This is a genomic window from Archangium minus, from assembly GCF_044360475.1.
Taxonomy (GTDB): Bacteria; Myxococcota; Myxococcia; order Myxococcales; family Myxococcaceae; genus Archangium; species Archangium minus.
Genome location: NZ_CP043494.1, coordinates 8,524,849 through 8,545,033, shown reverse-complemented (window position 1 = coordinate 8,545,033; position 20,185 = coordinate 8,524,849). Strand labels below are relative to the sequence as shown.

Below are 20,185 nucleotides of genomic sequence, written 5' to 3'. Positions count from 1 at the left end.
CGTGAGCACCTCTCCCACGCCGCGGATCCCCCGGATCCTCGGCAACTACGAAATCCTATCGCAGCTCGGCAAGGGGGGCATGGCCGAGGTCTTCCGCGCTCGCGTCCGCTCCGGGCCGCGTCAGGGCTGGACCGTGGCGCTCAAGCGGCTGTTGCCCGCGCTCACCAAGGATCCGGCGTCCGTCGCCCTCTTTGTCGCCGAGGCCCGCCTCACCAAGCAGCTGGATCATCCCAACATCGTCCAGGTGCTCGACGTGGGGCTTGTCGAGGGCCAGTACTTCATCGTCATGGAGCTGGTGGACGGCAGGGACCTGGGTCACATCCTCCGCCGCTGCAAGCTGCGTGGCATCCACCTGCCCCTGGACTTCTCCATCTACCTGGGCCGGGTGCTGCTCGAGTCCCTGGCCTACGCCCACTCCGTCTCGGGTCCCCAGGGTGAGTCGCTGGGCATCGTCCACTGCGACATCTCGCCCTCCAACCTGTTCATCTCGCGGCTGGGGGACATCAAGCTGGGCGACTTCGGCGTGGCCCGCCTGCGCGTGGATGGTGTGCTCCAGGGCGGTGAGGTGCTCGGCAAGCCCTACTACCTCTCGCCCGAGGCCCTGCAGGGCGCTATCTCGCCGCAGGTGGACCTGTGGGCCGCTACCGTCGTGCTCTATGAGCTGCTGACGCTTCAGCGCCCCTTTACTGGCTCTACCCCGGAAGAGGTCTTCACGAAGATCGTCTACCGGGACTATCTGCCGCCGAGCCTCATCCGCCCGGAGATCCCCGAGGCCCTGGACGAGGTCATCCACAGGGGGTTCTCGGTCAATCCCGAGGACCGGTTCCCCTCCGCCGAGGCCTTCGCCGAGGCCCTGGCGCCGCACTATGACGAGCGGGTGGGCACCTCGTTGGCCATCGCCGCCGTCGTCCGCGGGTTGTTTGGGATCACCGACGCGAAGTGAGCCAGCTCCCTCTCCCTCTGGGAGAGGGTAGGGGTGAGGGTATTCGCTCCCTTGTCTGCTCGCTCCTGGATGCCGGTTGTCCCTTCGATGCCGATCTTCCCCTCCACGAGGGAGGATTCGAGATGGCGACCGAGAAGGAGAAGAAGCCGCAGGAGACCCGCGAGGCCGATACCGAGCGCAAGGTCGAGCACAAGCCGGACAACCCCAAGGAGTCCCACGAGGGCTCTCCGGGCTATGGCCAGCCCCCGGGCGACGTTCGCGAGAAGCAGCTCCCTGATCAGAAGTGGTGAGCCCGGGGTTTTGGGTTCAGGGGGGCGGAGTTGAGGCCACGGGAGGGCATACCCTCACCCCAGCCCTCTCCCAGAGGGAGAGGGGGCTTACACGTTGAGGGCACGGGCCCTCGGGACGTGGGTGGTGAGGGCCTCTACGACCCGGAGCACCTCCGCCTCCGTCGTCGTCGGGCCAAGGGAGAAGCGCAGAGCGCCGTGCGCCTGCGCGGGCGTGAGTCCCATCGCCAGCAACACGTGCGAGGGGGTGAGCGTCCCCGAGGCGCACGCTGCTCCCGACGACACACAGATTCCTTCTAGGTCCAGCGCGATCAGCAGCGCCTCGCCGTCCGCTCCGTGGAAGCACAGGTTGCTCGTGTTCGGCACCCGCAGCGCTCCCTCTCCGTTCACCGTCACGTCCGCGAGACGCGAGCGTACCTCGTACTCGAAGGTGTCTCGCAGCGTCTGTACCCGCGCCGCGTGCGTCGGCTGCTCTTCGTGGGCCAGCTCCAGGGCCAGCGCCAGGGCCTCTGCGTAGGGCACGTTTTGTGTCCCTCCGCGCAGTCCCGCTTCCTGGTGTCCCGGTGTCAGCGCTTGGACCTCCACGCCCTTGCGCACTACCAGCACGCCCGCTCCCGCTGGGCCTCCGAACTTGTGCGCCGACAGCGTCAGCAGATCCGCGTCCACCTCACGCAGGTGTGTGGGCAGCTTCCCCGCCGCCTGCACCGCGTCCGTGTGGAACAGGATGCCCCTCTGCCGGCAGGCCCTCGACAGCTCCGCCACCGGCTGCACCACGCCCGTCTCGTTGTTCGCCCACATCAACGAGCACAGCACTGTCTCCGGTGTGAGCGCCTCCAGCATCGCCTCCAGCGCCACCTGGCCGTTCCGACCCGGGCTCACCCGCACCACCTCCGCCCCCTGCGCCTCCAGTTGCTTCAGCGCCGCCAGCACCGCGGGGTGCTCGATGGTTGAGGTCACCACGCGCCGCCGCCGTGGCTCCTTCCGCGCCAGCCAGGCTCCCTTCAACGCCAGTGCGTCCGACTCCGAGCCCGAGCTGGTGAAGCACACCTCCTTCGGCTCGCATCCCAGCACGCGCGCCACTCGGGCCCGCGCCGCGTCCAGCCTGCCCCGAGCCTCTCGCCCGCTCCGGTGCACGCTCGAGGCGTTGCCCCAACCTCCCTCGGAGAACGCCCGCGAGAGCAGCGTGGCGACTTCCGGCCGCACCGGCGCGGCCGCGTTGTGGTCCCAGTAGATCACGGCGAAGGTGCGGACAGCAGTCCCACGGGCCGCTCGTCCGCCACTCCAAAGGCCTCGAGAAAGCGGCGTACCAGCTCGCGCTTGAGCGCCTTGCGTTGCGTCGCTCGCCCCGACAGCGGAATCCGCGCGCCCGCCATGCTGCCGTGGCCTCCCGACGAGCCCCCGTAGTCCTCGCAGATCTCCCGGATGAGCCGGCCCGCATTCATCCGCCGGTCCTTCACCCTCAACGACAGGAAGAGCTGGTTGCGGTACGTGGCGTAGGCCAGCGACCACTTCATCCCCTCGAGGAACATCAGCCGCTCGGCCACCTCGGCCACCATGTCCGGAGAGTAGACTTCCTCCAGGTCCGTCACGATGGCCGTGTCCCCGTACACCTTCGCCCGCTCGTAAGCCGTGTGGTACAGCTGGAAGTAGCGCGCGGGCAGCTCGGGGTGTTCGATCTGTCCCAGCAGCTGCTTGTCCATCCGCGGGAACAGCCACAGGTACGTGTCGATGTCCGTCTGGGTCGTCTCGCGCCCCAGGTCTCGCGTGTCCGCCTTCAGGCCGTAGAAGAGCGCGGTGGCGACCTCTGTCGACGGCTCCATCCTCGCGGCACGCAGGTACTCCACGAGCATCGTCGAGGTGGCGCCGAAGTCACCGCCCACATCCGCGAAGGGCGCCTCCAGGCTCTCGTCGCGCAACGGGTGGTGGTCAATGACGATGTCCACCTCGCCCCGCAGACGCGGGGGGATGGCGTGGTTGCCCGTGGGCGGCTGAGTGTCCACCAGGGCCAGCAGATCGTACTCGTCCAGATCGAGCTGCGCGATGGGCACCACGGGCAGGCGGAGCACCTTCACGAAGGCGATGTTCTCCGCACGGCCAATGATGCCGCCATAACCCACCCGAGCCTCCTCCACGTCAGCCCGCTCCTTCAACAGGTGGGCCAGCGCTACCGCCGAGGCGATGGAGTCGGGATCCGGGTTGTCATGGGTGAGCACCAGGGCCTTCTTGTGACCCTTGGCCACCCGGAGCAGCCGCTCCAGCTTGGCTCGCGCCGGCAGGGTCGCGATCCGTGGCGGGGGCTCGGTGCCCTCTCCGCCTCCTGGCGTCCTGCGGCTGTTGGCTGTCGGTGTAGCAGGCATGGGTGCGCTGTTTACTTCCTCCGGCGGAGCGATTCGAGAAGACTGATGGCTTCTGGATAACGTTCCGGGAAAGGTGTCTCCAGGATTCCAATGGTGTTGACGAACCGCGAATCCTTCATGAGGCAGCGGAAGGGCGTGAGCCCGATCGCTCCCTTGCCCACCTCCTCGTGACGATCCACCCGACAGCCCAACGGCTTTTTGCTGTCGTTGAGGTGGATGCAGTGCACCCGCTCCAGCCCCAGCACCCGGTCACACTCGGCCATCACCTCATGGTAACCGGCTTCCGTCGACAAATCGTATCCGGCGGCGAACAGATGGCAGGTATCCAAACAGATGCCCAGCCGCCCCGCGTCTTCTGTCCGGGAGAGCACCTCAGCCAGGTGCTCGAAGCGCCAGCCCAAGCAGTTGCCCTGGCCCGCCGTCACCTCCAGGCAAATACGGGACTGGAAGCGCGGCGTGCGCGCGTGCACCTCGTCCAAGGCCTGGGCGATCAACGCCAGCCCGCGTTGCTCGTCCGGATGGACACCGGGGTGAAGGATGAGAAAGGGGATGCCCAGGCGCTCACAGCGGGTGAGCTCCTCGACGACGCAGTCCAGCGACTTCTCGCGCTGCGCCGGCTCCTCTGTGCCGAGGTTCACCAGGTAGCTGCCATGCGCCACCACTGGCAGCCCTGTGCGCCGCACCTCCTCGCGGAAGGCGTGGCACTCCTCCTCGGTGAGGGGCGGGGCCTTCCAGCCCCGCGCGTTCTTCGTGAAGACCTGCAGGCTGCGCGCGCCATGCTCCTCGGCACGCGCCAGCGCTCGGCTCACGCCTCCAGCGATGGACTCGTGAGCCCCGACACGCACGGCCTAGTTGATGGCCTTGTAACGGCGCCCCATGTCCTTGAAGAACTTCACGCCGTTGTCCTGCGAGTTCTCGATGGCGTCCATCAGCAGCGTGCGGAACACGCCCTCGGCACCGCGCAGCGACTCGTAGTACCGCTGGCGATCGATGGAGTGGATGATCGCCGGCATGTACCCGTTGCGCAGCAACACGAGGTTGGTGAGCATCCGGCCGACCTTCCCGCTGTTCTCCGTGAAGGGGAAGATCTGCATGAACTTGTGCTGGACCACCGCCGCCTGCTTGATGGGGTGGAACTCACGGAACTCGGCGCTACCGGTGTAGTCCACCAGCTTCTCCAGCAAGGGCTGGATCTTCGCCGGCTGGGCGATCTCGTGGAAGTACGTGCGGTGCAGGGGCATGTCCTTGCGGTAGCCGCTGCGCTCGCGCTCCTTGGCCAGCTCCTTCTCCGTGCGCTCGCGCCGCTCGATGTTGGCGCGGACCGCCTGCGCCTCCGGCGTGTTGCCGCACAGCAGATCATGGATGCGCTTGATGGTGGTCAGCGTGATCTGCGTCTGCTTCTTGCCGGTGGAGGCGGCCTCTTCGCGCAGGAAGTCGCACGCGGCCTTCTGGTTGCGGATCTCCAGCACCACCGGGATCATCGCCGGATCCATGCTGGCGCGTTCGGGGAACAGGGCCGACACCAGCTCCTGCTGGGTGTAGACCGTCCCCTCGAGTGCCGCGTCGTGGTAGATCCACGACATCTCGAACCGCTCGAGGAACTCGCGGCCCTTCTCCTTGTAGATGCCAAGGTAGTCGCGCAGCGTTTCGTTCTTCTCGTCAATCTCTTGGTAGCGTTCCTTCACGGACGTGACGCTCCTTCACACCGGTTCCCCTGTATGACCGGCGGATCGGATCTGGAACAGCCCGACCAGCGGGGACAACTCCCTCATTATTGTAGAAATTCCAGGTGTTTAGGACAATTAAAACGCTACCTACCTCATAGGCTGACCAGGAAGACCTCGCATGCCTGGTCGAGCAGATCCTTGGAGAGGGCAGGCGGAATCTGCCTGTAACGCGCGGCGTCCTTGATGAGCTGCACCAGGTCTCTGGGGTGGCAGGCCCGCATCTGCATGCTGCGGGGCTTGTAGTAGTGCTCGATGAGGTAGGTGACGGCCTGATCCACGTAGGGAATGCCCGCCGCCTCGCACACCCGGGCGAAGATCTCCCGGTAGACCTCTTCGTCGGGGTTGGTCACCTCGATTTTGTACTTGATGCGGCGCAGGAAGGCCTCGTCCACCAGCTCCTTGGGGTCCAGGTTGGTGGAGAAGACGAGCAGCTGATCAAAGGGGATCTCGAACTTCTTGCCCGTGTGCAGGGTGAGGAAGTCCACCCGCTTCTCCAGGGGGACGATCCACCGGTTGAGCAGGTCCGTGGGGTGGACCTTCTGGCGGCCGAAGTCGTCGATGAGCAGCATCCCGCCGTTGGCCTTCACCTGGAACGGGGCCTCGTAGAAGCGCGCGGTGGGCGAGTAGATGAGATCCAGGGTCTCGAGCGTCAGCTCACCTCCCACCACCACGGCCGGCCGACGGCACAGCTGCCAGCGGTGGTCCATCTCCAGGGTGGCCCGGCGGCCCGCGGCGTCGCGCTCGGACTCGAGCCGGATGGGGGTGTGGTTGAGGGCGTCGAAGACCTTGATGATCTGGTTGTCGATCTCCAGACAGTGGGGGATGAAGACCTCGCCGCCGAACATGCGGCTGATGGCCTCGGCGAGGCTCGTCTTGCCGTTGCCCGGAGGGCCGTAGAGGAAGAGCGAGCGGCCCGAGTTCACCGCCGGCCCCAGCTTGTCCATCAGGTCCGCGTTGACGGTGAGGTGGGCCAGGCCCATGACCAGGTCCTCCCGGCTGATGACGGGGCTCTCCTCGGTCTGGGCGGTGATGAGGGCGTTGTACTGCTCGATGGGGACGGGGGCGGGGCCCACGTAGGTGCTGCGCTCGATGGCGCCCCGGGTGTACTCGCGGCCCTTCTCGGTGAGGATGAACTCCACCGAGGCGCGTCCGAAGCCCTTGCCGCCCCGGAGATCCACCAGCTTCTCCGCGGCAAGGAAGTCCACCACGCGCTCGATGACTCCGGGCCAGGGCAGCCGCAGCTCCTGGGCAATGTCCATGCCCGTGCCAGTGCCCTGGTAGTACAGGTAGCGCAGGGCGATGTCCGACAGCAGGCCAATCTTCAGGCCCGTCTCCTCCAGCGACTTCGGCTCCGGAGGAGCGATGTCGAGGATGGCCGGGTTCTCGAGATTGAAGGGATTGGGGGCGACGTCGTACTCGGGGCGCATCGGCTTCTCCTTCTAGCCGATCCGCCCCCCTTTCGGGTACGTCCGTGAGCCCCTGGCTGCCCTGGGCTCAGACGTAGGTGAGCCACTCGGTGTAGCGCGGCTCCAGGCCCCGGACCGCGCGGAAGTAGGTCTCCTGGACGTACTGGGTGATGAGGCCGGGCTTGCCGGTGCCCACGGTGCGGTTGTCCACCTCGCGCACCGGGGTGATCTCCGCGGCGGTGCCAGTGAAGAAGACCTCGTTGGCGATGTAGAGGGCGTCGCGGGTGACGGTGACCTCCTCTACCTGGCGGCCCGAGTCGCGGAGGATCTTCAGCACCGAGTCGCGGGTGATGCCGTCGAGGATGGGCGAGGAGAGGGGCGGGGTCTTGATGATGCCCTTCTTGTTGACGAGGAAGATGTTCTCGCCGGAGGCCTCGGCGACGAAGCCGCTGATGTCCAGGAGGATGGCCTCGTCGTAGCCGGCGAGCACGGCCTCGCGCTTGGCGAGGATGGAGTTGACGTACTGGCCGGAGATCTTCCCGCGCACCATGTTCACGTTGACGTGCATGCGGGTGAAGGAGCTCACCTTGGCGCGGATGCCCTCGCGGATGCCCTTCTCTCCCAGGTACGCGCCCCAGTCCCAGGCGGTGATCGCCACGCGGGTGGGATTGATGGCGCCCAGGCCCATGGCGCCGTCACCCATGAAGGCGATGGGGCGCAGGTAGGCCCCGTTGGCGAAGAGCTCCTTCTGCGCGCGCAGCAGCTCCAGGCACGCCTCCATGAGCTGCTCCGGCGTGAAGGGGAGCTTCATCATGCAGATGTGGGCCGAGTCGAAAAGTCGCTCGATGTGCTCGCGGAGGCGGAACACCGCAAGTCGGCCGTCGTGGGTGCGATAGGCGCGGATGCCCTCGAAGACCCCCAGCCCGTAGTGCAGGGCGTGGGTCATGACGGGCACGTGGCCGTCGTCCCATTTCACCAGCTTGCCATCGAGCCAGATCTGATCGGAGCGCACGACGTTGGAGGAAGTCGAGCTCATAAACGGGGGTCCTCTTTGTCTGGAAGGGGGAGACCGCTCTGCGGGCGGTATTCTTCCAGGAGAACGTTTGAAATCAAAGTGTCCCGGTCAGCCAATGCTCGGAAGTGGAGCGAGCATGCGCGTCAAGAAGGGCATGTCCGAGCCGAGCTGCTTGCGACCGAAGTGCATGGCCTTGGTGGCCAGCGCCACAGAGGGCACCAGCTCCAGAGGCGAGAGCGTGGTGCCGAAGCGCTTCACCAGATGGGCGTAGGTGAGGTTGGGCGCCACCGTCATGGCCGCGAGCCGTTGCAGGGGCAGCCAGAAGGGTGTGCTCAGCCGGGGCGCGAAGCCATCCAGCGCGAGGATGAAGGCGTTGCGCGTGCCGATGTTGCCGTGGTGCACCGCCTTCCACGCCGCCTTCACCGGGAGGTTGTCCACCAACCCTCCGTCCATCAGCCGGAAGATGCCCTTCTCCTCCATCAGCCCATCCAGCAGGCCCCGCATGTGCGCGTCCTCGCGCAGCATGTCGTAGTGGATGACGCCGGGCAGGGACGAGGAGAAGCCCGCTGCGTCGATCGCGTCGAACTCGGCCGTCTTGTCGTCCAGGCCCAGGTGGAGCTTCACCATGATCTCCGGCCGCGTGAAGAACTCGGCCAGCGTTCCCATGGCGGCCTGGATGCGGCGCGCCACGCCCGCGGGGCTCAACAGGCTCACGGGGCTCGTGCCCAGCAGGCGCTCGTAGTACTCGAGGGGCCTGGGCAGCATGCCCCGACGGATGCCTCCCACGGCGACGATGATGGGCACCGGCAGATCCTTCAACCGCATGCCCGCGTCCAGGGGTGAGCCCGGACCTGCGTTGAAGTAGCGGCCCAACCCTGCTCGCAAGAACAGGCGCATCGCCGCCGGCATCCCGTAGCGGTTCTCCGTGGAGATGAAGCGGAAGAGCTTCCGCCAGGAGAGGTTACGGATGATGCCCACCAGCTCGCTCTGGTCGAAGCGTGCCATCCGCGAGCGCATCAGCATCAAGATGGCGCCCATGGAGGTGCCTGCCAGCAGCGACGGCTTGAGGCCGTGCTCGTCCAGCAGGCTCATCACGCCCATGTACACGTAGGCGGTGCCCCCGCCGCCGCCGGCTACCACCACCAGCGACTTGTGCTGCAACTCACGGTGGAGCACCTCCTCGGGCATGCGTCCATGCAGGTGCTGGACGAGCTCGGCGCGCAGCTTCACGACCTGGGCACGCAGGTCGCGCACGTGTGGCACAAGCTGATCCCGTGTCATTCGGCGCGTGCCGAGCAGCACCGGGCCGAGCCTCCGCGACACGTTCTCGCGGAAGGGCGCGGTCCAGGTCTCCACCGAGTGGTCATGGCCCTCGTGGCGGAGCTTGTAGAGGCGCGAGAGCGACAGCGCGGTGCGCAGCACGGCCTCCTCGCGCGAGTCCAGCAGCGACGGCGAGTCCACCGTCGCACGCACCAGGGCCAGCTCCATCTCTTCGAGCGGCCGGAGAATCTGAAAGCGTTGCTTCAGGAGCACGGTCGGGAGAACTCAGGCACGGCGCGGAGCGCGCAGCACCCGAGCATACACGTCCCGCACGCCAGCGGCGCAGGCGCGGTACCGGGCGAGGAAGGTTTCTCCCGGGGTGGGGCCGATCTCCCCCATGCGGCGCGCGAGCTGCGCCAGGGGCCGGCCACTGGTGGGCATGTGCGCCAGGGAGCTGGCGTGCACGAGCCGCAGCCGGTTCTCCACGCGCCGCAGGAAGAGGTAGCCCTGGCGGAGGACCTCGGCGTCCTCGGGCGCAATGCGGCCCTCGGCCTGGAGTCCTTCCAGGGCCGCGAGCGTGTTGGTGCTCCGCACCCTGGGGAAGTCCCGGCCGTGCACCAGCTGCAGGTACTGGACGGTGAACTCCACGTCCACCAGCCCGCCCTGGCCCAGCTTCGGGTTGAGCTGCTGCGCGTTCTCGTGGGCCAGCTCGCGCTCCATGCGCATGCGCAGCCGGTCGATCTCCGCCGCCGCGTCCGGGGGCAGGGGACGCTCGTAGACGAGTGGGGTGAGCACTTCGTCTTGTAGCGCGCGGAATCGCGTGGCGTCTCCCGCAGCCGGGCGCGCCTTGATGAGCGCCTGGCGCTCCCAGAGCTGGGCCCGTTTTTGATGGTGCTCGCGGAAGGCGTCCTGGCTCACCACCAGCGCCCCCTGGTTCCCCGAGGGCCTCAGCCGCGCGTCGATTTTATAGAGGTGGCCCTCGCGCAGCTGCACCTGGAGCAGCGTCATCAACCGCTGCACCGTCTTGGCGAAGTACTCGTGGTGGGTGATGACGCCCCGGCTGCCTCCGCTCGTCTCCGCCTGGCCGTTGCCGCTGTAGACGAAGATGATGTCCAGGTCCGAGTGGTAACCCAGCTCGTACCCGCCCAGCTTGCCCATGGCGATGACCACCAGCCCCTCGCGCTGGCCGCTCGCGTCCAGCGGCAGGCCGTAACGTTCGCGCTGCTCCTCCTGCGCCAGGAAGAGACACTCATCGAGGATGGCGTCCGCCACCGCCGTGAGCTGCCGCGCTACCTCCGGCACCGTGAGATCTCCGCCGATGTCGTTGAGCCCGATGCGCAGCACTTCCTCGTTCTTGAAGCGCGGCATCGATGCGTGCTTGTCCTCCGCGTCCGTGTGCCGTCCCATCCGTGCCGCCAGCTCCTGCCGGATGCGCTCGGGCGACTTCATCGCCTCGTCGAGCTGCGCCTGCACCAACGCGTCCAGCAGCTCCGGGTGCCGCAGGAAGATGCGCGACAGGTAGTCGCTCTGCCCGAAGAGGTTGAAGAGGCGGCGGCTGGCTCGCGGCATGCTCGTCAGCAGCGCCAGGTAGCCCTCGGGTTGGTGCAGCCGCGCGAGGAAGTCCGAGAAGTGCAGCAGCGCCTGGTCTGGATCTGGCGTTTGGGCCAGCTCCGACAGCAGCCGCACCGCCTTCACCCCCAAGCCCCCATGGATGAAAGGAGATTGGGGCACTCGGGAGAGCCGCTCCAGCTCGGCCAGGGCCCGCTCCGGGTCCTCGAAGCCCCGCTTGCTGAGTGCCTCTTGGCGCCCCTCCGGTGGCACGTCTGGATCCAACGCGAGCGCCAGGAGGGGTTCATCGGGGAGCTCGTCCCGCGCCGTCTGGCCCAGCAGCGTGTTGAAGGCCTCCAGCACGAAGCGCCGGTGTCGCTCCAGCTCGGCGCGGAAGGCGTCCCAGTCCCGGTAGCCCAGGGAGGTTGCGAGACGGCGGCGCTCGCGCTCACCCGTGGGCAGCGCCTGCGTCTGCCGCTCCTCCAGCATCTGCAGCCGATTCTCCACCCGACGCAGGAAGACGTACGCCTCCTCCAGCGCGTCCGCGTCCGGCCCCGAGACGAAGCCCGCTCGCTCCAGCTTGCGCAGCGCGCGCATCGTCCGTGCTTCGCGCAGCGTGGGGTCCTTGCCTCCCTGCAACAGCTGGAGCGCGTTGACGAAGAACTCCACCTCGCGGATTCCCCCGGGGCCCAGCTTCACGTCATCCGCGCTCGCCTTGCCACGCAGGTCGATCTGCGCCTTCAGATCTCTCAGGCCGTCCACCGCCGACAGGTCCAGGCTCCGCCGCCAGATGAAAGGCCCCAGCTCGCTCAGCAGCTCCTCCGCGAGCCCTGCGTCTCCTGCCACCGCCCGCGCTTTGAGGAGCGCCGCCCGCTCCCACATGCGTCCGAACGACTCGTAGTACGCCAGCGACGCCGACAGCGAGAGGACCATGGCCCCCGCGCGGCCCTGAGGGCGCAGATTCAGGTCCACCCGGTAGCAGAAGCCTTCCTCCGTCACCTGGGTGAGCGCCTGCGTCACGGCCTCACCCAGCCGCGTGTAGTACTGCACGTTGGGCAGGGCCCCCGCGCTGCCGCCCGTCGTGTGGCCGTCCGCCCGGTACAGGTAGACGAGGTCCACATCCGAGCTGAAGTTGAGATCCTCGCCTCCCAGCTTGCCCATGCCGAGGATGCAGAAGCCCGGCGTGTCCGGTGTGCCGTACTTCGCTTGGACGGAGCGCTCGGCCCACGCCAGCGCGGCACCGATGAGCGCATCCGCCAGCGCCGTCTGCTCGCGGCCTAGCTCCGCCATGGGCGCGCGCAGGGTCGCGTCCCGGACCATGAGGCGCAGGAGCTCACGGTATTTGTAGCGGCGCAGGCGGCGTCGCAGTCCCGCTGCGTCCGTTGGGGCGATGCGGCGAGTGGCCCCCAGGGCCTCGCGGCGGTAGTGCTCCCGGGGTTTCTCCCGAGTCAGGGTGCGTGAGCCCGCGAGCCAGCGCAGCAGACCGGGCCGAGCGGCCAGCAGGCGCGGAGCAAAGGTGCTCGCGTGGAAGACTGCCGGCAGCCAGTCCAGCAGACGCGAGAGGGCCGGTTCGGGCAGACCCTGGAGTCCTTCCTGGATCCGGTCAAAGGCCGCGATGATTTCGTCAGGGACCGAGGTTCGCTTCGCAGCCTGGTGGAGCCGCTCGGCCACGGGAGCGCCGAGTGCAGACACCAAGGCCGAGAGCTCCTTGGCGGCGCGCTTCGGGTTCTCGAAACCCTCCGCGCTCAGCGTTTCCTCGGTCCAGGTCATGCCTGCGCGATCTGCGCCAGGTTGCTCTTCGCCTTCTCGATGTCCCCCTCGTGTTTGAGCACCAGGTTCAAGGTCGCTGCCACCAGGTCCGCCGACAGCGTCTCCGCGTTGAGCAGCGCCAGGCTCTGCACCCAGTCCAGCGTCTCGCTGATCGACGGAGCCTTCTTCAGGTCCAGCTTCCGGATCTCCGCCACCGCCTCCACCACCTGCTCGGCCAGCGTCTTCGACACCTCGGGCAGCCGCTTGCGGATGATCCGCAGCTCCCGCTCGCGGTCCGGGAAGTCGATGTGCAGGTGCAGGCACCGCCGCTTCAGCGCGTCCGACAGCTCCCGCGCGTTGTTCGACGTCAACACCACTCGCGGCACGTGCTTCGCCTTGAACGTCCCCAGCTCCGGAATCGTCACCGCGTTGTCCGACAGCACCTCCAGCAGGAAGGCCTCGAACTCCGGATCCGCCTTGTCGATCTCATCCACCAGCAGCAGCGCCGGCCGGGGCGACAGCAGCGCCTTCAGCACGGGCCTCGGCAGCAGGAAGCGCTCCGAGAAGAACACCGCGTCGCTCGCGGCCAGCCGGTCCGCCGCCTCGGTCAGCGTCCCCGCGCCCTGCACCGTCTCCCCGATCTTGTCCTTCAGGAGCTGGGTGTAGAGCAGCTGCTTGGCGTACTCCCACTCATAGAGCGCCTTGGCCTCGTCCAGGCCCTCGTAGCACTGCAGGCGGATGAACTCCCGCCCCAGCGCCTGCGCCAGCGCCTTGGCCAGCTCCGTCTTGCCCACACCCGCGGGGCCTTCCACCAGGATGGGCTTCTCCAACCGGTCCGCCAGGAAGCTCGCGGTGGCGATCTCCGGGGACACCAGGTAGCCCACCTGCTCGAGGCGCGTCTCCGCGTCCTCCACGCTGGTCAGGATGTGCGCTTCGGCTGAAGGGGAGGGGGTGGTCACGCCCCTGAACTTAACCGAAGGGTTTTCAGGCCACTGCGGCAAAAATGCCAGACCTGCCGCCTTTTTCAGGCCACAGCTCCGCTTGCTTACTCTCCAAGTGGCCGGAATAACTTGAGAAATATTTTCGCCACTGTGGGCACAGGACGTGCAATAGAGCCGCGCGTTCAGTCCTTGGAGGCGGCGGTCATGTCCTGGTGGGTGCGGATGATGTTGGTGGTGGCGGTGGCCCTGATTCCGGGAGCCTTCGTGCTGCTGCTCGCCTACGTCTCCACTCGAACCATGTGGGAGCGCTGGCAGCAGGCCCAGCTCCAGGCTGAGAAGAACGGCACCCAGGTGTCCTTCCGGGACGTGCTCGCCACCCTGGAGCTCAAGGACCTGGTCCGACAGGCCCGCGCCGCGCTGTAGTCACGTCACGGGCGGGTTTCCCGACCGCGCGCGGCACGAAGGCCACGCGCGGCCGGAAGACTTCACGACTTGTCGAGCTCGTCCACCAGCGAGGTCCAGTCGGCCTCATCCGAGGCGGCAGCCGGATCCGCGGGGATCTGCATCACGACCGTGCGATCCGAGGGCTCCTCGTCGGCGACAGGAGGCGGCGCCGCAGACTTCTTCGCCACGGTGTTCGCGCCCTTCGCGGCAGGACGGGCAGCGGTGGCGGGGCGGGCCGGCGCGGCGGGCGCGATGGTGTTGACCTGCGTGGTGAGCAGGGCGTCATCGTCCTCCACGGGCGGCTTGGTGACCGCCTTACCGGCCGGAGTGCCACCGGCGGCGGGAGCCTTCGTCTTGAAGCGGGCCAGCTCCAGCTCGGCGACCTTGAGCGCCTTGCTCTTCTCCTGCACCGACTGCTGCAGGCGGGCGATCTCCTGGGCCTTCAGCGCATCGCGGCGCTCCAGCTCCGCCTTCTGGCGAGCGGCGAGGTCCTCGAGCTCCTTCTGCTGACGGGCCTCGAGCTCCTTGCGCTCCTTCTGGGCGGCAGCCAGCTTCGCCGCGGCCTCGTTGATCTTGGCGTCGGCGGCGGCCACCTTCGCGTTGAGCTCCTTCTCCACGCGGGCCTTGACGCCCGCCGCGTTCTCCACCGCGAGCTCGAGCTCCTGGATCTTCTTCGCCCGAGCGGAGAGCTGGGCCTGCGCCTCCTTGACCTTGGTGTCGGCCTCGGCGGCGCGGGTCTGCACCTCCTGGGTGAGCTGGGCGGCACGGGCCTCGGCACGAGCCAGCTTCGCAGCCAGCTCGTCCGTGGCACGCTTCGCCTCGGCACGCTCCTGGGCCTGGGCCTGCTGGAGCGCCTGCATCTGCTCCTGGGCCTCGGCGAGCTGAGCGGACAGCCCATCGCGATCGGACTGGAGCTTCGCCTGGTTGTTGCCGGCGACGCGGAGCTGCTCCTCACGCGCGGCGAGCTGCTTGCGCGTGTTGTCCAGCTCGCCATTGAGGGCGGCGGCCTGCCGGTTGAGCTCGTCGACGTTGCGCTTGTTCTGCTCGGTGTCCTGCTGACGACGGGCCTCGAGCTGCTTGAGCTGCTCGGTCTTCGCGGCCACCTCGCGGGAGAGGGCCTCGCGCTGGCGCTCCTTCTCCTGCGTGACGATGCTGAGCTTCTGGAGGGTGTCCGACAGCTCCTGGTTCTTGCTGGCGGAGTCCTGCTCCAGGAACTCGATGCGGCGCTGCGACTCCGTGGTGAGCGTGTTGAAGCGCTCCTCCAGGGTGTGGCGCTCCTCCTCGGACTGCGCGAGCTGCGAGCCGAGCTGGGTGACCTCGGCGACGCGGCTGCCCAGCTCCTGCTTGGTGAGGAAGAGCTGCTCCTCCTGCTCCTGGAGCTGGTCGCGCGTCTGGGCGAGCTGGGCCTCCAGGTCCGCCTGGACAGCGGAGGCCTGCTGCTGGGTCTGCACGTGGGCGGCCTGCTCGCCGGCGAGCGCATCGCGCGTGGCCGCGAGGGCTCCCTGCGTCTCGGCCAGCTCGTTGCGCACGTGGCCGAGCTGCTCGGAGAGCTCCTCCTCCATGGCGGCCTTGAGGGCCTCGGTCTCGTTCAGGACGCCGGTGACGCGGGCGATCTCCGCGTTGGCGGCAGCCAGCTCGTTCTCGCGCTCGGTGCGCTCCTGAACGGTGCGGGCGAGCTCGTCGCGGGTCTGCTCGAGCTGACCCTGCGTGTTGACGAGGGTGTCGTGCGTCTGCGCGAGCGATTGGCTGGTGGCCTCGAGCTCACCACGCGTGCTGGCCAGGGTCTCCTCGGTCTGGGAGAGCTGGTTCTGCGTGTCGGCGAGCGACTGGGCGGTGGCCTCCAGCTCGCCGCGGGTGCTGGCGAGGGTCTCCTCGGTCTGGGCCAGCCGACCCTGGGTGTCGGCGAGGGTGGCCTGCGTCTCGGAGAGCGTGTTCTGCGTCTCGGAGAGCGCCTGGGTGGTGGCATCCAGCTCGCCGCGGGTGGTGGCGAGGGTCTCCTCGGTCTGGGCCAGCCGGTCCTGCGTCTCGGCGAGGGTGGCCTGCGTCTCGGAGAGCGTCTGGGTGGTGGCATCCAGCTCGCCGCGAGTGCTGGCGAGGGTCTCTTCGGTCTGGGCCAGCCGGTTCTGCGTGTCGGCGAGGGTGGCCTGGGTCTCGGAGAGCGTGTTCTGCGTCTCGGCGAGCGTCTGCGAGGTGGCGTCGAGCTCGCCGCGAGTGGTGGCGAGGTTCTCTTCCGTCTGGGAGAGCTGGCTCTGCGTGTCGGCCAGCGTCTGGGACGTGGCCTCCAGCTCGCCGCGCAGGTTGGAGATCTGCGTGTCGCGGTCGGCGACGGTCTCCTGGAGCGCCTGGATCTGCCCGTTGAGCTCGGCCTCCAGGGCGTTCTTGGAAGCCTCCAGCTCGTCGCGGGCCTGGGTGAGGGCCTCGAGCTCGGCGGTGAGCTCGGCCTCGCGGTCGGCCAGGTGAGCCTTGACGGCCTCGACCTCGCCCTCCAGCTCGCCGATGCGCTCCATCTGCTGCTGGATGTTGGCGTTGAGCTCGGCCTCGGTGTGCTCGTTGCGAGCGATGGTCTCCTGCAGCTCGCGCTCGAGCGTGGCGACCTTCGCGTCGCGCTCTTCCAGCCGCTGGGTGAGGTCGCTCTCCAGGGCGTCCTTGGCCTGCTGGAGCTGGTCGCGCTCGCCCGTCATGCGGGCCAGGTCCGACTCCAGGCCGGCGATCTGCTCGTTGAGCCGGGCCTCGAGCGCGTTGCGCTCCTCGGTGATGCGCAGGATCTCCGCGTCCGCCTGGGCGCCATGCGCCTCGGCCGCGGCGGCACGGTCCTCGAGGGCGCGCACGGTGGTGTCGCGCTCCTGCTCGGTCTGTGCCAGTCGCTCCTGCAGCGCCTGGATCTCCCCGCTCAGCTCGGAGTAGCGCTGGTCGCGATCGCTGATGGTCTGGGAGAGCTCGCCCTCCAGGCTCTCAATCCGCTGCTGGCGGCGGCCCAGCTCGGCCTCATGGGCCTGCACCGTTTCGGTGAGCTTCTGCTCCTTGACCTCGAACTCGAGCGTGACGATGCCCAGGTGCTTCTCGAGCTTGTCGTACTCCTCGCGGGCGTAATCCAGCTCACCGGCGCGGCGCGCCAGTTCGTCATCGCGGCTGGACACCTCGCGGCGAAGGACGTTGATGTCCTTCTCCTTGGAGGCCACCACCTCGATGAGGTCCTTCTCGGCGGAGAACTTCTGCAGGAGTAGGTCGTCCACGGTCGCGCCGTGCTCACGCTCCTTCTGCAGCATGGACTGCTGGGCCTCGTTGAAGCGGCGCAGCAGGTCGTCCACCTGCATCTTCAGGCCCTGCAGCTCCACGTCCTTCTCGTGGAGCCGGTCCTCAACGGAGACCAGCTCTCGCTCGCGGACGTTCCAGATCTCCGAGATGCGGGCGATCTGCGCCTCGCGCACCTTGAGCTCGTCGCGCAGCAGCTGGACCTTGCCCTCGGGCGTGCCCATCAGGTCGCGCCGAGGGGGCGAACGCTTGAGCTGGCGGGACTCGGCGAGCAGCTCGGCCTTGCGGTCCGCGATGGACTGGAAGGAGCGCTCGAGGAAGCCGCGATCCTCCTCGGTGATGGCGCTGCGGCGCTCGCGCTTGGGCAGCCTGGGAGGAGCGCCTGCAGGGCCGGGGGCGCCCTTCAGCGGCGGCGGCATGGCCGGAGGACCGTCCTGCGGCCCGGCCTCCTGCTGCGGCTCCTCTTCAGGAGGAAGGATGCCGACGCTCATCGAGGCCAGCTCTCCCATTTCGAAGGGGATGATGAGGTAGCCATCCGCGGCACCCGGTGTCTGGCGGTGCTGGTTGAGCCCCTCCATGCCCGTATCCGAGGACAGCAGCAGGACCTTGAGGTTCTGGCCCCACTTGCCCTTCTTGATCTGCCCGCAGAGGGTGAAGCCGGACTGATCCGGCAGCTCGGCCCGGACCACGATGAGATCCGGTCGACGCTTCTCCATCTCACGCTGTGCGTCAGCGGCGTTGGCCGCCATGGCCGTTTGATAACCCGCGCTCTTGAGCACGGTCGCCATGCTGAGGGCGAAGTCGTTCTGGCTTTCGACGATGAGGACCCGGCGCTCCATGCAGCCCTTTTACCCAAGAAAAGTGCAATGAAAACCGGCACATCCTATGCACGCGCGAAGAAGCTTGGAAAGTTTCCGTGCCAAGCTCGGTCGGTTGCTACACGCGTTGCGGACAATTTCACACTACGAGGGTTTGCCGCGGGCGGTTCCCTGGGCCTTGGCGGCAGGGGGAGGGACGGGGTCGTCGTCACGGCCGGGCATGGTGGTGGGCGGCGTGTGGCGAGCGAACTGCGTCCCCTCTGGCGGGCAGTAGCCATGGGCCAGCTGGGCGAACCAGGGGTTCAACCGTGATTCGGGCGGCTCCCGGGGCGGCGTCTCCGGCGTTTCGGCCTCGTGGATCTCCGCGCTGCTGATCTCCTCCAGATCCTCCAGGGGTTGCGCGTCTGTGGGTGTCGGAGAAGCGTCTACTTCGTGAACTTCCTCGGCCTCGGCGAGCTCCTCGGGCTCCTCGGCCTTGACGGGCGCGCGCTCCAAGGGAGGAGGGGGGGTGAGGGGCGTCTCGACGGGAGAGAGCACCGGTGGCACCGCGGGCACCGCGGGACGGGAGCCGCTCGAGGGCCGGGGGCGAGGAGGCAGCGGGGGGATGGAGATGGACGGACGGAGCACGGGAGGCTCCGCCGGTCGAGGTGGGGGACGCTCCTCGCGACGGGGAGGAAGGGGAGGAAGCGCGGGAGGCCGTGCCGGAGAGGGCTCGGGAGTCAGGGTGGGGCGGCTCTCGGAGATCGCGCGGGTGCTCAGGCTCGCGCGGGGCGGAAGGGGTGGCGGTGCGACGGGCGGGTCGCGCAGGGGCAGCCCCATGACCACCGGAGGCCCTCCTGGACGCACTTCCTGCTCGGTCGGCGCGCTGTCCTGGGAGGAGGGCTCGCGCAGGGGCAGTCCCATCACCACGGGAGGCCCCTCGGGCCGCGCGGTCGCGGGCTCGGTCTTGATGAGCCGGGAGTCGAGGCTCTCCTCCCGCAGCGTGTGGCCCACGATGAGCGGCGGCTCCTCGCTCACGGGTCCACCGTGTCCCGGATCCGTGTCCGGGATGGGCTCGCTCCCAGGGGGCTCCGCGCTGGAGGTGGGGGCCTCAGGCTCCGGCGGGCCCGCGCTCACGTTGCCCTCGAGCCCGAGGACGCGGTTGGTGGGAGTGCCCGTCATCGTCGGGTTGAGCTCCCGCTCGGAGGCGCTCTCTGTTGGCACCGGCCTCTTTCCGAGCAGGCCATCATAGATGTCCAGCAGTTGACCGCGGATGAGGCCGGCGTCGAGCCACTGGTTGGCATACGCCCGGGCCTGCTTTCCGAGCGTGATGCGCCGGGGCACATCCCTCGCGAGTTCAATGATGCGATCCGCGAGCGCCTGCACGTCACCGGGCGGGTAGAAGACGCCGGCCGAGGAAGGGATGAGCTCGCGGGCCACGGGCAGGTCGGTGGCGAGCACCGGACGACCCGCGGCGAGGTACTCGGACACCTTGGCGAGCGCGCCGCCCTGTACGCGGTTGCGGTCCACGTCATCGAGCGGCACCACGCCCACGTCCGCGAGCGTCAGCACCTTGGCCACGTCGTCATGGCCCACAGGGGGCTGGAACTCGACGTGCTGCTTGAGGTCCAGCTCGGCGACGAGGTCCTCCAGGTGGGGCTGCCAATCCGGGTGGCGCGCGCCCACGAGGGTGAGCCGGACGTCGACCTGCTTTACTGCCAGTGCAAGTCCCCGAAGCAAGCCGGCGAGCCCCTGCCATGCCACCTGGCTGCCCAGGTACATCAGCCGCATGGGGGCGCCGTCCGGTGTTCCGAGCGCCTCGGGCACGTAGGGCCCCAGGTCCACCGGCGCGCGCACCACGCGCACCGACTCCCCGGCCACACCCAGGGATTGGATGAAGGCGCTCGTCGTGGGCGAACCGGTGACGACCAGGTCGGCGTTCATCAGGCAGAACAGCTCCTGGCGCCGGACCTTGGAGAGGAACTTCCGGTCCCCTTCCAGCTGGGGGTGGGTGTAGCGCAGCTCCTGGGAGGGAAAACCCTGGGCCTCGTAGATGAGGCGGTAGCCATAGTCCCCCTTCAGCTCGCACAGGGCGTAGCCGCCGAAGGGGTCGGTGAAGTGGGCGAGCGCGTATTCCTCGCTCTCCAGCTGGCGGCGCACGGCTCGCTCGAAGGCTTGGATGCGCGAGGCGAGGTCCCCGGCGCCCACCGGCACGCGGAGCAGGCGCGCGCCCTCGTACTTCTCGATGTGCGAGTGGTCCGGCGTCTTGACGGAGAGCACCACCACCGAGAACCGGTCGGGCAGGGCTTTCAAATACTCCGTCAGCCGACGCGACGAGCCAGACGGGCCGGGGATCACATCGAAGCTGCACAGCAGGAGTCTGGGCAGGTCGCTCAAGGCGGGCGGAAGAATACAAAGCCGGGTCCCGGCTTGTCACCGTCCCCTGACAGCTCGCGAGG

14 protein-coding genes are annotated in these 20,185 nt (G+C 68.2%); 3 read left to right on the top strand and 11 right to left on the bottom strand.

Going from position 1 to position 20,185, the window contains the following annotated elements:
* The first annotated feature begins 1 nt into the window (after window position 1).
* Entirely contained in the window at window positions 2-943 is a 942-nt protein-coding gene (locus F0U60_RS34705; RefSeq protein ID WP_395806349.1) for a serine/threonine-protein kinase, read from the top strand.
* 122 nt (window positions 944-1,065) lie between these two features.
* Window positions 1,066-1,233 (top strand): hypothetical protein, encoded by a 168-nt coding sequence (locus F0U60_RS34700; protein ID WP_395806348.1) that lies wholly within the window; start codon window positions 1,066-1,068, stop codon window positions 1,231-1,233.
* A gap of 87 nt (window positions 1,234-1,320) precedes the next feature.
* Here F0U60_RS34700 and F0U60_RS34695 read toward each other — a convergent pair whose 3' ends face one another.
* From F0U60_RS34695 to F0U60_RS34655, 9 genes are all read right to left on the bottom strand, one after another.
* Window positions 1,321-2,466: a cysteine desulfurase family protein gene (locus F0U60_RS34695; RefSeq protein WP_395806347.1), complete on the bottom strand. Its 1,146-nt coding sequence runs from the start codon at window positions 2,464-2,466 to the stop codon at window positions 1,321-1,323.
* Window positions 2,463-3,587 carry a bifunctional oligoribonuclease/PAP phosphatase NrnA gene (locus F0U60_RS34690; protein WP_395806346.1) on the bottom strand — a complete coding sequence of 375 codons (1,125 nt, stop codon included), beginning with the start codon at window positions 3,585-3,587 and terminating at the stop codon, window positions 2,463-2,465. Before F0U60_RS34690 ends, F0U60_RS34695 begins: the two co-directional genes overlap by 4 nt.
* An 11-nt stretch (window positions 3,588-3,598) precedes the next feature.
* Entirely contained in the window at window positions 3,599-4,396 is a 798-nt protein-coding gene (locus F0U60_RS34685; RefSeq protein ID WP_395806345.1) for a deoxyribonuclease IV, read from the bottom strand.
* A gap of 39 nt (window positions 4,397-4,435) precedes the next feature.
* A complete protein-coding gene (locus tag F0U60_RS34680; protein WP_395806344.1) occupies window positions 4,436-5,272 on the bottom strand; it encodes a Fic family protein in 837 nt (278 codons plus the stop codon).
* Between the two features lie 134 nt (window positions 5,273-5,406).
* Window positions 5,407-6,741, bottom strand: a complete 1,335-nt coding sequence (locus F0U60_RS34675) for an AAA family ATPase (RefSeq protein ID WP_395806343.1) — start codon at window positions 6,739-6,741, stop codon at window positions 5,407-5,409.
* Between the two features lie 67 nt (window positions 6,742-6,808).
* Complete coding sequence (locus F0U60_RS34670; protein ID WP_395806342.1) at window positions 6,809-7,756, bottom strand: branched-chain amino acid transaminase; 948 nt, start codon at window positions 7,754-7,756, stop codon at window positions 6,809-6,811.
* 87 nt (window positions 7,757-7,843) lie between these two features.
* Window positions 7,844-9,268: a patatin-like phospholipase family protein gene (locus tag F0U60_RS34665; protein ID WP_395806341.1), complete on the bottom strand. Its 1,425-nt coding sequence runs from the start codon at window positions 9,266-9,268 to the stop codon at window positions 7,844-7,846.
* A gap of 12 nt (window positions 9,269-9,280) precedes the next feature.
* Window positions 9,281-12,313 (bottom strand): bifunctional [glutamate--ammonia ligase]-adenylyl-L-tyrosine phosphorylase/[glutamate--ammonia-ligase] adenylyltransferase, encoded by a 3,033-nt coding sequence (gene glnE, locus F0U60_RS34660; protein ID WP_395806340.1) that lies wholly within the window; start codon window positions 12,311-12,313, stop codon window positions 9,281-9,283.
* Complete coding sequence (locus tag F0U60_RS34655; protein ID WP_395806339.1) at window positions 12,310-13,251, bottom strand: AAA family ATPase; 942 nt, start codon at window positions 13,249-13,251, stop codon at window positions 12,310-12,312. The genes glnE and F0U60_RS34655 overlap by 4 nt, the downstream gene beginning before the upstream one ends.
* A 186-nt stretch (window positions 13,252-13,437) precedes the next feature.
* Between F0U60_RS34655 and F0U60_RS34650 the strand changes: the two genes are divergently transcribed.
* Entirely contained in the window at window positions 13,438-13,656 is a 219-nt protein-coding gene (locus F0U60_RS34650) for a hypothetical protein (RefSeq protein WP_395806338.1), read from the top strand.
* Window positions 13,657-13,718: 62 nt separating this feature from the next.
* On the opposite strand, the gene F0U60_RS34645 is transcribed toward F0U60_RS34650, so the two are convergent.
* Together F0U60_RS34645 and F0U60_RS34640 are read right to left on the bottom strand one after the other, a co-directional pair.
* A complete protein-coding gene (locus tag F0U60_RS34645) occupies window positions 13,719-17,768 on the bottom strand; it encodes a response regulator (protein ID WP_395806337.1) in 4,050 nt (1,349 codons plus the stop codon).
* Between the two features lie 123 nt (window positions 17,769-17,891).
* Window positions 17,892-20,123 carry a glycosyltransferase family 4 protein gene (locus tag F0U60_RS34640; protein WP_395806336.1) on the bottom strand — a complete coding sequence of 744 codons (2,232 nt, stop codon included), beginning with the start codon at window positions 20,121-20,123 and terminating at the stop codon, window positions 17,892-17,894.
* Window positions 20,124-20,185: the final 62 nt, after the last annotated feature.